Origin of the sequence: Prevotella aurantiaca, assembly GCF_015262605.1 — a bacterium.
In the GTDB taxonomy this organism is placed as follows: Bacteria; Bacteroidota; Bacteroidia; order Bacteroidales; family Bacteroidaceae; genus Prevotella; species Prevotella aurantiaca.
The window spans coordinates 24,302-39,660 of the sequence record NZ_JABZSJ010000017.1; the positions used below are offsets into that span (position 1 = coordinate 24,302).

The 15,359-nt window shown below is 38.0% G+C and carries 7 protein-coding genes; all 7 read right to left on the bottom strand.

Annotated elements, in window-relative coordinates; all coding sequences use genetic code 11:
• Position 1: 1 nt before the first annotated feature.
• Complete coding sequence (locus HXN26_RS04655) at positions 2–796, bottom strand: thymidylate synthase (protein ID WP_273159087.1); 795 nt, start codon at positions 794–796, stop codon at positions 2–4.
• Between the two features lie 9 nt (positions 797–805).
• Positions 806–2,152, bottom strand: coding sequence for a methyltransferase RsmF C-terminal domain-like protein (locus tag HXN26_RS04660; RefSeq protein WP_273159088.1), 1,347 nt, complete (start codon positions 2,150–2,152; stop codon positions 806–808).
• Positions 2,153–2,172: 20 nt separating this feature from the next.
• Positions 2,173–4,287, bottom strand: a complete 2,115-nt coding sequence (porE, locus tag HXN26_RS04665) for a PorE family type IX secretion system protein (RefSeq protein WP_273159089.1) — start codon at positions 4,285–4,287, stop codon at positions 2,173–2,175.
• Between the two features lie 64 nt (positions 4,288–4,351).
• The gene (locus tag HXN26_RS04670) at positions 4,352–6,211 is read right to left on the bottom strand and encodes a DNA topoisomerase 3 (protein ID WP_273159090.1); all 1,860 of its coding nucleotides are present in this window, start codon (positions 6,209–6,211) and stop codon (positions 4,352–4,354) included.
• Between the two features lie 624 nt (positions 6,212–6,835).
• Positions 6,836–9,859: a choice-of-anchor J domain-containing protein gene (locus HXN26_RS04675; RefSeq protein ID WP_273159091.1), complete on the bottom strand. Its 3,024-nt coding sequence runs from the start codon at positions 9,857–9,859 to the stop codon at positions 6,836–6,838.
• Positions 9,860–9,958: 99 nt separating this feature from the next.
• Positions 9,959–11,608 (bottom strand): hypothetical protein, encoded by a 1,650-nt coding sequence (locus tag HXN26_RS04680; RefSeq protein WP_273159092.1) that lies wholly within the window; start codon positions 11,606–11,608, stop codon positions 9,959–9,961.
• 461 nt (positions 11,609–12,069) lie between these two features.
• Complete coding sequence (ppdK, locus tag HXN26_RS04685; RefSeq protein WP_273159093.1) at positions 12,070–14,793, bottom strand: pyruvate, phosphate dikinase; 2,724 nt, start codon at positions 14,791–14,793, stop codon at positions 12,070–12,072.
• Positions 14,794–15,359: the final 566 nt, after the last annotated feature.

Sequence of the window (15,359 nt, forward strand, 5' to 3'; positions counted from 1 at the left end):
TTTAAACCGATACTTCGGCTGCTATATGTGGATACGGGTTGTAGTCTATCAGTTCGAAATCCTCGAATTTGAAGTCGAATATGCTCTTCACATCAGGATTTATCTTCATTTTTGGCAGTGGGCGAGGTGTGCGTGTTAGTTGTAACTTTGCTTGTTCCAGATGATTCAGATACAAGTGTGTATCGCCAGTTGTGTGTATAAATTCGCCAACTTCAAATCCAGTAACTTGCGCCATCATCTGCAACAAGAGTGCATAAGATGCAATGTTGAATGGTACACCAAGGAAAGTATCGGCAGAACGCTGATAAAGCTGAAGAGAGAGTTTGCCGTCGGCTACGTAAAACTGGAATAAACAGTGGCAAGGAGGCAGTGCCATGTCGTCTACTTCTGCTGGGTTCCATGCTGTAACGAGCATTCGGCGTGAGTTCGGGTTGTTGCGAAGTGCGTCTACAACTTGTTGAATTTGGTCGATAGTTCCACCTTTATAGTTTGGCCACGAACGCCATTGATGCCCGTATACAGGGCCGAGCTCGCCGTTTTCGTCTGCCCATTCGTTCCATATTCTTACTCCATGTTCTTGCAAATATTTTACGTTTGTATCGCCCCTTAAGAACCATAACAACTCGTAGATGATACTTTTAAGATGGAGTTTCTTCGTAGTAAGAAGAGGAAAACCTTCTTGCATGTTGAAACGCATTTGATGTCCGAACACCGATAGTGTGCCAGTTCCAGTGCGGTCGCCTTTCTGTGCACCTTCGTTTACAATACGATGAAGTAGGTCGAGATATTGTTTCATGTTGTATGTCTATGTTAGAATGATTTGTTCGTTAGGAATATGGCTGCTTTTTATGCGCCATTCTTGTGGATAAAGGTTGTTGGCACGATTGCCAAGATTGTTTGCAAAACCTATAGCATGTCCACGATAGGTAAGGGTTACAATACCTTTGGGAGCCGACACTGGGAGCATAATAGCTTCGTGACGCAGATATTTTATAGCAGTTTCATAGTTTATTTCAACATTAGGGTATGCACTTTTGTTACCATTCACTGCAAGTGCCAAACTGTGGTCGGGTATTATTTTCTTGCCTTTAATGGTGTCTTGCTTTACTCCATGTACCATGACCTTAAGTTTCTTGTTAGCTTCTGCCACCAGTTTACCCACATTAGGTTCAACATTTGTGCTTGTTCCACCTTTCTTTATAATAGCCATAAACAAGCCTTCGCCTTGAGTAAAGCCAGGAATAAACCGATAAACTGGAAAAGGTTGGTCTTCTCCTAACGGATTGTTGATGAGTGAACCCGTTATGTTCCAAGTCTTTTCAGTTGGTACTTCCAATAGCTGCGCATCATATTCGTTTAATATCCACGCAACGTTTTCCTCGTTTTCATGAGCATTGAACGTACAAGTTGAATAGATAAGCAAACCTCCAGGCTTAAGGTTATCCCATATATCAGCTATAATGCTGCGTTGTAGTTGCCAACAATTCTCTACATTTTGCTCGCTCCATTCTGAGATGGCTTGTGGGTCTTTCCGAAACATTCCTTCTCCAGAGCAAGGTACATCAGCTACTATTACGTCAAATTCGAGTTTAGACTTTTTGTAATCCCTTGGATAATTATTGGTAACAACTACATCAGAGTGACCAAACTTTTGTACATTTTCTGCTAATATCTGAGCACGTTTATTGATAGGCTCGTTTGAGAATACAATACTACCATCAGAAATAGCAGTTCGTGCGCAAGTGGTTTTACCACCAGGGGCAGCACAAAGGTCGAGTAGGGCAACAGGTTTTCTTACTAAGTGGCGTAGAACATGAGATAGGAACATTGATGAAGCTTCTTGAACATAATATGCCCCAGCATGAAACAGTGGGTCGAATGTAAAGTTGGGACGTGAATTAAGGTAAAATCCTTCCGCGCACCAAGCCACATGAGTAGGTACAAAGTTATCGGCAACTTGTGTTGTTTTATTTGTCTTAAAAGGATTTATACGTATACTAACAGGAGAAGATTGCTGTAATCCTTTGCAAAAAATGTTGTAACGTTCCTCTCCAAACAATTGCTTGGTGTAAACTTCAAAAGCCGTTGGAAGAGTAATTCCAACGACTTCTTTGTTTAAACTTGTTTCAATAGTTTGATAGTTCTTGCTCATTATAACTCCTGTTCAGATGTTTATTTGAAATCGAAATATACATCGCCTTCGTCTTCTAAACGCTCTTTTTCTTTTGGCTTCGGTGGATTTTTTAAGTTTCCTTTATCGTCGAACATTCCATAAGTAGTACGCAAAACTGTAAATTCAGTGCGGCGGTTCATCTGATTTGCCGTTTCTTGCTTATCCTTTGGTAGTGCTTTTATAAACTCTTCAGTTAGAACATCGCCCTCTTTTAACCACGGATTCTTCTCAGCAACTTTCTTACGAATTTTCTTTGGCTTTTCTTTTCCATATCCAACAGGAGACAAGCGATCAGCTGCAATACCTTTCTTTATAAGATAAGTAACCACCGCATCTGCACGACGTTGCGATAATCGCTTATTATAGTCTGCCGAACCTTTATAGTCTGTGTGGGCTGAAAGCTCAATAGTAATGTTCGGGTTTTCTTCAAGAAGTTTCACAAGTTTATCCAAAGCTGCTTCCGATTCAGGACGGAGTGTAGCCTTATCAAAGTCGTAGAAGATGTTATCTATCAATACGGGTACACGAATACTTGCCAGCGGGAATTGCAATGTGTACTCTTTCGATACTGTAACAGGGTCTACCTTTAATTCTTCTTTATGGTTTAAATAGCCTTGGCTGGTTGCTAAAACAATATAATTAACGTTTGGACGTATCTCTTGTTCAAATGATCCATCACCCTTTACTGATAGTTTTAAGTTTGTTCCATCGTCGCCTACCAAGAAAACTTGAGCAGCAGGAAGTTCGTATCCTTCCATTTCGTACACCCAGCCCTTAATGGTTTGTACCACTTCGGGAAGTTCAAAACTATAAATATGGTCCCATCCACGAGCGTCTCCACGATTGGAAGAGAAGAAACCACGATTGTGTTTTCCTTCGAATGTCATACCAAAATCATCCCCTTGTGAGTTCAAAGGAAAGCCAGGGTGTTCTATGTAATAGTGCCTATCCTTACCCACCTTAGCAATAAATAAGTCTAAACCTCCCAAACCGCCATGTCCATCGGAGGAAAAATACAAATCACCGTTAGGCCTGAAGGTCGGAAACATTTCATTACCAGCCGTATTTATTGGTGCACCAAGATTTTCAACACCACCTGTTGTACCGCCAATAAGTCGAACACGCCAAATGTCAAGACCTCCTTTACCTCCTGGCATATCGCTGACAAAATAAAGCCAATTACCATCTGGTGATAGGGCTGGATGTGCAAAACTCGACAAAGTATCGCGAGTAATTTCCAATTTTTTAGGCTTTCCCCATGCAGCATCTGCACGACTGCTTACAGATATTTGTGCAAAGCGAGGGTAAGTAGGGTCTGTCAGACATTGAGTAATATACATTTCCCTACCATCAACAGAGAACGCAGGTGTACCTTCGTCTGCTTCAGAGTTCAGTCCACTTTCAATTGCATGAGGAATTCCCCATTTCCCTTTTTCGTCTTTCTCACTAACAAAGATGTCACTAGGCTTAACTCCAGTAATACCACTAATTTCATCGCCTTGCGCTTCATTGCGGGTAGAGGTGAAATAGAGTTGATTATACTGATCACCAAACAACATTGGTGAGTAGTCTTGCCTACGCGAGTTAAACTTATCCATCTTTTTAACTTGATAATAAGAACCTTGTTCTTTTATTGTAGGAGCCTTAGTAGCTGCAGCTAAACCCTCTCTTGCTATATCGTTGTCAGGCATAGAGTCTAAAGCTATGCTGTATTCTTTTATTGCTTCTGGATAAGATCCAGCCTTCATGAGGTTGGCAGCCAACTTTAAGTGTGTATCTTTGTCGTCTTGTTTATATCTAATAACATTTCGATAGGCTGCTATAGCTCTTTGGGACATGCTAATTTGGTCGTAGCATAATGCCATTTTTGCGGCTAATTGTCCTCTTTGAGCACGATTTTTTGCTGGAGTACGCTGGTAAGCACTCTTGAATTCCGTTGCAGCGTCGTAGTATTCGCCAATTGCAAGGAATTTTTCACCTTTCTTTATGTTCCGATCTATGCCGCAACTAAATAAAAACAATGCAATGGTGCACAATACGAATAATCCAAGAACCTGTTTATTACAAAGTCTTTGGAGTTTTATTTTGTTGTATGAAAATTGGCGTATATTCATATTATATTAAACGTAGCAACATTAATTATATTGCAAGATAGTACGTTTCTATTTCTTCTTTGTCTTATTTGCTCTGTTTCGTTTCTCCAATTTTTCGGTTGGAATTATCTGCAAGCACATCTTTTACAATGTTAGATATCTGTTGCTTCAGTTCGTTTATAAACTGCTTAGCATCGTATTTTTTGTGTTCAATATCGCGTAATTTCTTTTCCCAAATACCAGTGAGTTCTGCAGAGGTAAGTAATTTCTCATGAATGGTATCTATAAGTGCAATACCTGTTTCTGTTGCAATTAGGTTTTTGCGTTGTCTACGAATATAAGTGCGTTTGAAAAGAGTTTCAATTATTCCTGCACGAGAGGAAGGACGCCCAATTCCATTCTCTTTTAGAGCTGCTCTTAGTTCTTCATCGTCTACTAATTTGCCCGCTGTTTCCATCGCACGAAGCAATGAAGCATCTGTATAATATTTTGGTGGAACTGTCTGTTTCTCTGTAAGAGTAGGTGTATGCTCGCCTTTTTCTCCTTTGATGAATGTTGGAAGGGTTTTCTCATCCGCATCATTATTTTCTGTCACTTCTATTGTAGGTTGCTTTTCAGCCTGTTGATTGTAAACTATTCTCCATCCTTCGTCGAGTATTTCTTTTCCTGAAGCTTTGAATTCTATTTCATCTACCTTACCGAGAACAGTGGTTGTAGAGAATTTGCAATCAGGATAGAACACCGAAATAAAACGTCTTGCAATGAGGTCGTACACATTTTGTTCAGCATCTGTTAAGCCTTGAGGAATTACATTAGTAGGTATGATAGCATGGTGGTCTGTTACCTTAGATGAATCAAAAACTCGTTTACTTTTAAGAAGTGGTTTTCCCCCTAAAGATTTAACCAAGTTTGCATATGGTTTTTTGGCTGCAAAGGTTGCCTGAAATAGAGAATTCATTATCTGTGGGCACTCTTTGTAAATGTCATCGGTAAGGTGTTGTGTGTCAACGCGAGGATATGTGGTATATTTACGTTCGTATAAACTTTGAATTGTATTGAGTGTCATCTCAGCAGAATATCCAAACTTGCGATTACAATCTACTTGTAAGGATGTTAAATCGTAAAGTTGTTTTGGCTGTTCGGTACCTTTTTTCTTTGTAACACTTGTTATTTCAAAAGGTTTATTCTCTATTAATGCAAAGGCTTCTTCCCCTTCTTCTTTAGATGTTAACTTTCCCTTGGTAGCTGTAAACTGAGTATCGCGATAAATAGTTGCTAATACCCAGTATGGTTCTGGCTTGAAATTATCTATTTCTTTCTGTCGTTCAACAATCAAAGCCAATGTAGGAGTTTGCACACGTCCAATGGAAAGGACCTGCGCATTCTTACCAAAATGGTTATTTCCATATTTTAATGTGTAAAGACGGGTCGCATTCATACCCAGCAACCAATCGCCAATGGCACGTGAAAGTCCTGCCAAATAAAGAGGTTCATACTCTTTTTGGTCTTTCAAATTGGCAAATCCGTTGCGTATAGCCTCATCAGTCATTGACGAAATCCACAAACGTTTTACGGGGCAAGTTATTTTTGCCTTTTGCATTACCCAACGTTGAATAAGTTCTCCTTCTTGTCCAGCATCACCACAGTTAATGATTTCATCTGCATTTTGATAGAGACGTTCAATAATAGCAAACTGTTTTTTTATTCCTTCGTCATCTATTAGCTTTATCCCAAACCTTAATGGAACCATAGGAAGGGCTGCCAAGCTCCAATGTTTCCAATTAACAGCATAATCGTTAGGTTCTTTAAGCTCACACAGATGTCCGAAGGTCCATGTTACTTGATACCCGTTACCTTCTAAGTATCCATCCTTTGAACTTGTTGCTCCAAGTATTCGGGCAATATCACGTGCAACACTTGGCTTTTCGGCAATGCAAACTTTCATACTGTTTTCTTATTTTTCTGCAAAGTTAATTATAATTCTTCTGTTTCGCAAACTATGGTTCTGTAGAATGTTAATATGATTAATTTTCTTTCTTAAGATTACGATGGTTTCTCTAAAAACCTCTTTCATTTTGTAAAAATAAGTCATGCCTTTTTATTATGTGATGTTTTCACATTGTAATAAAGCTTGTTTTGCAATGCAATAGTGCCTGTTTAACATGGCAAAACAGACACTATTGGAATGTAAAATAATAGGAATGGTAAAACGTTTATATTGAGATAGTTAGAATTTCAATCTCTCTTGGTAAAATCTTTACGTTTTTAGTAGAAGAAAAATTAGTGTAAAGAGACAATAAAAGAATTGAGGGTGTGTCAAAACTCGTTTTCAGCTAAAGACAGCTATCATTTTGTAAAGAAAAACCGTTACCAAAGAGTTAATAACTCAATGATAACGGTTACTTTAATATTTATGAGGGAGTGAAACTGTTAATATGAAAGGAAGCTTTTCTGAATTCTTAGTTTTGACACACCCCCGAAGACTTATAATTTTTTTATGTTCCGTTTATAGGAAAATGATACTAAAAACATTCCCTTTCATTTTAATTAGAAATGGAAGCTTTTCTTGTTATTTAATAACTACCTTCTGTATCTTGTTACCTCGCTTGACAATATAGATACCTGCGGGAAGTGATGCTGTACTATTGCCAACAAGAATACCTGACGCAGTATATACTTGAACAAGGTAATTAGAAGTTGTTTCTGTTGATACATTACTGATATTTGAAGGAACTGCAGAAGCAATATTAGATGGACCAGATTTGCCAACATTATATAATGTAACTACATAATATTTGTCATTCTCGGTGCCATCTGGATCCATAGCAATTAGTTCGTTCATACTATTGGTACTAGCAACGAGTTTGGAGTCACGATAGACATTATAACCGATTATCTGAAGCGGTGCACTTTCATATGTAACATCATCAATTAACATACCAGCAGGTTCATAACCATATGATGTTTGAGGTATTGTTGATGTGTGAACAATTGCAAAGTATTTTGCGCCTTCAGGAAGATTAACAGATATTTTTTTCCAGTTGATATTGTCTGCAACGTTATCAGTAAGCACTTTTTTAAAGTTGCCAGCTGTTTTATCGCTCATAGAGTAAGCTACATAGAAATCTTCTGGTCCATAGTTTGCGTAGTCGCATTGTGGTGCCTTAGTGAAGAAGGTTATAGTTTGTGCCTTACCTGAAAGCTCTGGTGAGATAATCCAGTCGTTGTTTCCTGTTGACGCATCGCCTAAATTACCAAAACTCATCATAGACTGATCGCTGCCATGTCCCGCAAAACGTTGCTTGAATATTTGAGTTGTAGCAGCATCCATGCCATGTGTAGTACCATCACAATTGAAAACAATGTAAGCAAAAGGCACACCATTTCCAGGGAAACTGATGCCGCTAAATGTGTGCGTACGGCACTTATCAGCATCGTAGAGTGTCCATGGATCAATCTCATCAATGAGGAATGGTGCATATGTTTCGAAAGATTCGGTAATTGTGCACTTTTCTACAGCTGGAGCAGTCCACTCAAGTTTTATCTTACCACCTTCTTTGCTGGCCCTCAAATCATTGATAGCTGGATATGGGGCAGTGACAATCTTTATAGTTTTCTTCTCTGAAACATTATTGCCTTGATTTTGATCAGAGGTCCAATCAGCTTCTCCCCATACTTGGAAATCTTTGTTGTCGAAAGGTGCTGCATAGTTGAATGTGTATTCCTGAGTTTCACCTGGAGCAATTGTACCACTTTCGGTTGCTGTTGTCGATCCATTACTTGTGTTAAGTTTTACTTGGAATCCTTCTGCATCTTTTAAACCAACGTTACGGACATGAATGGTTATTTCTGCTTGTTCTCCTACTTGTGTATGTAATGGTGCGGTAATAGTAGTGATTACGTTGTAGTCAATAGCATCGTTTACATTTACATCATCAACCATGATATTCTCTCCATCTGAGATGGCATGGATGAGGACACGGCCATAACCATTTGATTTCTTGTAGTCTACATCAGAGCAATCTACATTTATAGTACGCCAACCTGCATTGCCAGTTAGTGTTGCGTAATCTACTTCTGAAGCAAGTTTACGATGCTGTCCGTTGACATCAAGATATACTTGTAATTTACTTTTACTACCTGGATAAGCATAGAATTGGAATGAAAGGCGTGGATTGGTAGCTTTACCCATATTCATCTTAGGACCTACAATTGTTGCAGCATCGCCTGCTTTTTCTGGCGTAAACATCAATGAACCTTCATCATCATCAGCTGAGAAGTCGCGAGAAAGCTTAAAATGTTTCTTTGTATCATTGTAGCTGGCACTCCATGGCCCCTTCTCCCAAGATCCATAAGGCCATGATTCGTGGAATGGGAAGTCGTATGAGGTCCCGTAGAAGAATGGATCGGCAAAACCTCCAGCACCTATGTGCTCAGTATCTGTATATGCAACAACTTGATAGTATTTATGGCTTTGCGCCCCATTGAGTGGAATATCTTTGATTACGAACTCAGTTCCTGTAATATTCTCAGCAATGGCTTGCTCATAGATTCCTTCAAAGATTCCGTATTGTATAGTTGTAGGATCTATGTAGCCACCATTTGCTCCAATTTTAACAGGATCCCATTTCAAAGTTATTGTTCCATCAAGATTATCGTAAACAATAACATTCTTGACTTTTCCAGGAGTCGTTTCGCTACCAACATAAACTTTGGCTGCGGCTTTAGCACTCTTTAAATCGCCTACATAAGTGTATACTTCATACGAATGCTCACCAGTAGTGACATTATTATCTACCCATTCGATTTTCTGTCCTATAGAAGGATTTTCTATCTTGTGGATAGGTAATGCGCCACCATCACGATAGATTGCTGCAGAAGTGATTGATGTCAAGTCTCGTCCGATAATATCCTTTGTAGGCGTTGTAAATGATACTTTTACCATTTGCCGACCATTTGGATCAGCCTGCAATGCTAAATCTGAAATAGCAACAGGTGTTCCTGAGGTTGTAGTGGTTATATCTACTTTTACAGGCCTCATGATTATGTATCCTGGTCGATCACTAACAGCATGGAATCCAATACGATAATCTCCTGTAGCTGTAGGAGTGAATGTTGCCTTTAAAGGAGTAGGACTACCGAAAGCAGTTCCAGAAATTGGGCTAATAGGAATAATTTCGCTATATGTAGTTGGGTCGTCTCCTATTCCATAAGCTACGTTCATGCGCTGACCAGTACCAGAATAGCCACCAACAACAGCGCTAGATTCAAGTGTGTAAGTTTGACCAGCAGTTAGGTGAAGAGGAGGTGAAATGAGCCAGTCGTCCGCTTCTACAGTGGCGTTTGCTCCATTGTATGCTGGTGCTCCTGCACCCATGTCCTCCCATGTGTGACCATCATTATTTTTATCTTCTATAGTCCACACTTTTTTGTTGAGTACTGTTCCGATACTGCCCCAATTCTCTTTGTAAGGATTCTCTTTTGTAATAGTGTACGGAGAGGCTGTAGAAGCAGTTTGGGCAGAACTTGTTTGAGGAAGCATCGTTACGGCAAGGCTTCCTCCAATAAGTAAAGCATAAATTCTTTTCTTCATAGGAAATGGTTTTTACGTTATTTGTTTAATTATACCTTGTAGTATTTATATACTTACAAGAGTTTTGTTGAAGGTTCATCTAAAACTAAATATTTTAAGTTATTTGTTAATTCGCTTTGTACCGTTTTGAATAATGATTCCCTTGTAGTTCTTTTGTATACGCTGACCTGTAGTATTATACATCTGAATATTTTTTTTAGAAGTAGACGATGTTATATTACCAATGCCGGCAGTTATGTCACCTTGAACAACAGTAATTGGTCTTTCTGATACAACACCCTTACCATGAATTAAGATATCACATTTGCGGCCTTGAACATTTGAAGGGAGTGGCTCACATGTAAATTTGATAATAGTAAGTCCATATTCTCTATAACTTTCTTCATCTATTTTGTAACTCTTAATCCAACTTGCCATTCCAGAAAGAGTGTATTCTTCTTGATTATTGTCGTCATACCAAACTCCATTTAATTGAGCAACGGCACCAGGGAATACCAATCCTTGTGTACATGTAGTTTGTCCTTCAGTACCTTCGTTATTCATTTGTACTAGACCATAGTTAAATGAAGTAGAAGTGCCCATATCTACATAACCATTGGCATAGTCAAACTTTGCAGAGAAAGTAACACCTAAAGCGATGTTATTATCAGAATATATGTTTGCTGCCTTCTTTTTGCCATCTTTAGTGGTTATTAGACAGAGAGCAGGAGTTAATGTTTTGTTATAATAAGGTATTCCGACACCAGACAATCCCATATCAACTCCAGTTTGATCAAATCCCCGTACTACAACTGCAAATTCTTTGTCAATAAGAAAACCTTTACCTTCAGGCTTAAAAATAGCTACAAATTTGTTGTAAGTAGTTCCATTATTATCTTTAATGGGATCATTTTCTTCAATGTCTGAAGAAGTACATTTAAGCTCAGCAATGGTTTCGCTTCCTGGCTTCTTAACACCTTGTGCATCTGTGTCAACGTTAGTTATAAGCATAGTTAATTCAGTACCTACAGGTAGTGGTTTGTTACTTTTAGAGATGATAGGGAGAAAAACATCTTCAACCCACAATGGCGCCATTGGTTTCTCTAATACTTGTTGTACTCCACGTGAAGTATATTGTCCATTTGAAACTGTACCTGATCCAAATAGATAACCATTATCCATACCACCAAGATAGTAGCCATTAACTTTATCATCTGTGAATTGCAATGGGCGGATATGGCTTTCTGTAGCTGTTAACGTACCGCTCTTTATTCTTGGATACCAATACATTACAGCAGGTTTGTCATAATCAAGAGGTCCCCAATGAGGATTTTCCTCAGAAAGCGTAAAACTATCCGTGGCACATACAATAGTCGGTAGTGCATCAGCTCCATTAAAACGAGTAGTCAAACAGAAGTTACCCTCGTTGTCAATATTGAAAGCATTTCCTGTTTTACCTGTACGATCAAAAGTTGAACAATTGCCATTCATATCGAAAATGTTCTGATGCCAAAAGTATTCAGTTCCCTTTGATACAACAGGTATAAATTTTGTCTTGCTATAACCAGGAACGTAGAGATAACTTGTGCCGATCATTTTACCAGATTTAGGTGTTGACTCAAAAAGCGCACCTTCTGGTTTTAGATAATAAACAGTCTTTTGCGTTTCCTTTCTTGGTGTTTGACGCCCAACGCAAAGAGCTTCTTTTTGTGAAAATACAGTTGTGGCAATCGCCATAACGATTACACTGGAGAATAGTTTTTTAATCATAGATCATTAAATTTTAAATTAAGTTAATATATATAGTATAAGGTTTTTTTATTAAGCCAAAAACATTTTATGCCTATAACAAGGCTTCCTATAGACTCACAAATGATATTTTTCTTGTTAGGATAGTTAGGTTGCTCAATTTAAAGTCATAATCTTAAATCCTTAAAATATGCATTATATTTGAGTTCTAAAGCTAAAAATGCATGGTATTTGGGCAAGTATTTAGACGTTAAAGTTGCATTTATTTTAATACTTCTTTTTTGTCTTTTGTTTATTAATGTTTTCTTTATTTGTGTGGCAAAGATAAGAAAAAAAAAGAAAACGCAAAAAGTTTTCTATAATTTTTTTTAATTTTGAAACTTTTTGCATGTTTAAAGATCGATTTATAATTTATCGATAATATACAAAAAGAGAGTGTGTCATAAAAGCACACTCTCTTTCATTATAATCTTTTATCAAGTTTATTTCTCTTCCAGTGCTGCCTGCGCCGCAGCCAATCTTGCAATAGGTACACGGAATGGAGAACAACTTACATAATTCAATCCAACACGATGACAGAACTTAACAGAGCTTGGTTCACCACCATGTTCACCGCAGATACCACATTTAAGATTCTTACGTGTTTTACGTCCTTTCTCTACTGCTGTCTTAATAAGTTGACCTACACCTTCTTGATCAAGAACCTGGAATGGGTCTACATCCAAAATCTTCTTTTCAAGATAGCTTGGCAAGAAACTTGCAATATCGTCGCGGCTGTAACCAAAGGTCATCTGTGTTAAGTCGTTTGTTCCGAAACTAAAATATTCCGCCTTGCTAGCAATTAAGTCGGCAGTAAGTGCTGCACGTGGAATCTCAATCATTGTACCTACCTTGAATGGAACTTCAACACCTTCAGCCTTAAAAATCTTATCAGCTGTTTTGCGAATAATAGCTTCCTGATTATCAAGTTCATGTACAATACCCACGAGCGGTACCATAATTTCAGGCATAGGATTAAATCCTTCCTTCTTTAATTGAACAGCTGCTCCAAGGATTGCTCGAGTCTGCATAGCAGTAATTTCAGGGAAAGTGTTACCAAGACGGCAACCACGTAGACCTAACATAGGATTGTGTTCAGATAAAGAGTTTACACGATTACGGATAAACTGAACGCTAACGCCCATTTCTTTAGCCATAATTTCTTGTCCTTCATCATCGTGTGGTACAAATTCATGCAATGGAGGGTCAAGCAAGCGAATATTTACAGGCATTCCATCCATACATTTCAAGATACCATAGAAATCTTGCTTTTGATAAGGCAATAACTTTTCAAGAGCCTTCTCTCTGTCCTCGACTGTATCTGCAAGAATCATTTCACGCATGGCTTTAATCTTCAAGTCCTCAAAGAACATGTGCTCTGTACGGCAAAGACCGATACCAACGGCACCAAATGTTCGTGCAACTTCTGCATCATGCGGTGTATCAGCATTTGTTCGGACACGTAACTTTGTGTATTTATCACAAAGTTCCATCAATTGAGCAAAATCTCCTGTAACTTCAGCAGCTTTTGTATTAACTTCACCAGCGTATACTTCACCTGTAGAACCATTTAAAGATAAGTAATCACCTTCGTGTAAAACTTTTCCATCTATTTCTACTGTACGCTTTTTGTAGTTTACAATAACACCACCAGCTCCACTCACACAGCACTTACCCATACCGCGAGCAACTACCGCTGCGTGTGAAGTCATACCACCACGAGCGGTAAGAATTCCTTCTGCAGCTGTCATACCTGCTAAGTCTTCAGGAGATGTCTCAATACGCACCATGATTACTTTGTGACCATCTTCGTGCCATTTAGCAGCATCATCTGCAAAGAACACGATTTGTCCTGTTGCTGCACCTGGAGATGCTGGCAAACCACGTGTTAAAACTTTTGCTTGTGCTAATGCAGCTTTATCAAATATAGGGTGAAGAAGTTCATCAAGTTTGTTTGGCTCACATCTTTTTATAGCTGTTTTTTCATCAATTTCTCCTTCTTTAAGTAAGTCCATTGCAATTTTTACCATTGCAGTACCAGTGCGCTTACCATTACGAGTCTGCAAAAACCAGAGCTTACCATCTTGTACAGTGAACTCCATATCTTGCATATCGTGGTAGTGTTTTTCCAATTTCTCTTGGATAGCATTGAGTTGTGCATAAATCTCAGGCATTGTCTCTTCCATTGAAGGGAATTTTGTACGACGAATTTCTTCGTCTACACCTTGTTGAATTGCCCATTTGCGTGAACCTTCTAATGTTATTTGTTGTGGAGTGCGGATACCTGCAACAACGTCTTCACCTTGTGCATTTACCAAATACTCACCATTGAAAACATTTTCTCCATTTCCAGCATCGCGAGAGAAACAAACACCCGTTGCTGAAGTATCGCCCATATTTCCAAATACCATAGCTTGAACTGTAACAGCGGTACCCCATTCTTGAGGAATTCCTTCCATCTTACGATAAAGAATAGCACGCTCGTTCATCCAAGATGTAAATACAGCACAGATAGCACCCCAAAGTTGTTTCATTGGGTCAGTAGGGAAATCATTACCAGTCTGAGCTTTTATGGCTTTCTTAAATTCACTAACTAATTCTTTTAAGTCAGCAACATTCATTTCATTGTCTAACTTAATGCCACGTTTAGCCTTAATATTTTGGATAATAGCTTCAAATGGGTCAATTTCTTCCTTATTTTCTGGTTTCATACCCAATACAACATCACCATACATCTGTACGAAACGACGGTAGCTGTCGTATGCAAAACGTTCGTTACCAGTCTTCTTAGCCAGACCTTCTACTACTTCATCATTTAAACCAAGGTTCAGAATGGTATCCATCATACCTGGCATTGATGCTCGTGCTCCTGAACGAACACTTAGCAACAAAGGATTTGATGGGTCGCCAAACTTTGAATTCATTAAGTCTTCAATATGCTTAACGCTTTTTGTTACCTCTGAAGTTAAAACTTTGATAACAGTATCTTTACCTTTTTCAAAATATTCGTTACAAACATCGGTTGTGATTGTAAATCCTGGAGGTACAGGAACTCCGATTAAATTCATTTCTGCGAGATTAGCACCCTTGCCTCCCAATAAATTCCTCATGTCAGCTTTTCCTTCAGCTTTTCCATTGCCGAAGGTGTAAACTCTTTTCTCAGTCATAATAATTTATGTAAATATTTAAATCTTTTTATTCGTCAGTGCAAATATAACTATAATTTAGCATACAAGCAAACTTTTAGAAAGGAAAAAACTTAGTAAACTTAACATTTGCTATTAAATCCTTGTTTTTATGTATCTTGCAATTGTCTTTTATATTATTATTCTATTTATAATGTTACTTGGTGTTTTTATTATTCTTCATAACATAACCGATTTTTATCTGATATTTTTGAAGTAGAATAAAACTCCTGTCTTATGTATGAGAGAATATATGAATTAAGAATTAATTATATTTTTAATTATAATTTGTAATTAACTTTTAATCAATATATTATAATGTATTCTTTATAAGGTAGAACAATGATGAAAAAAATAATTAGTCGAAATTGGAGCTTATAGAGACCTTGCTAATTTATAATTATAAAATAAAAAATTGTAATTATAAATTTTAAAATCGTAATTATAATTTTTTGGTAATATAATTACATTTTCTTTTATCAGTAGTTTGTCTAGTTTGGCGTAATGGACATTTGGTAGGCTGAAAGCTCACGGAACGCTTTTATTTA

Coding starts and splice junctions, on each gene's coding strand:
- HXN26_RS04680 (WP_273159092.1), bottom strand. CDS start 11,608: ATGATTAAAAAACTATTCTCCAGTGTAATCGTTATGGCGATTGCCACA.
- HXN26_RS04670 (WP_273159090.1), bottom strand. CDS start 6,211: ATGAAAGTTTGCATTGCCGAAAAGCCAAGTGTTGCACGTGATATTGCC.
- HXN26_RS04655 (WP_273159087.1), bottom strand. CDS start 796: ATGAAACAATATCTCGACCTACTTCATCGTATTGTAAACGAAGGTGCA.
- porE (WP_273159089.1), bottom strand. CDS start 4,287: ATGAATATACGCCAATTTTCATACAACAAAATAAAACTCCAAAGACTT.
- HXN26_RS04675 (WP_273159091.1), bottom strand. CDS start 9,859: ATGAAGAAAAGAATTTATGCTTTACTTATTGGAGGAAGCCTTGCCGTA.
- ppdK (WP_273159093.1), bottom strand. CDS start 14,793: ATGACTGAGAAAAGAGTTTACACCTTCGGCAATGGAAAAGCTGAAGGA.
- HXN26_RS04660 (WP_273159088.1), bottom strand. CDS start 2,152: ATGAGCAAGAACTATCAAACTATTGAAACAAGTTTAAACAAAGAAGTC.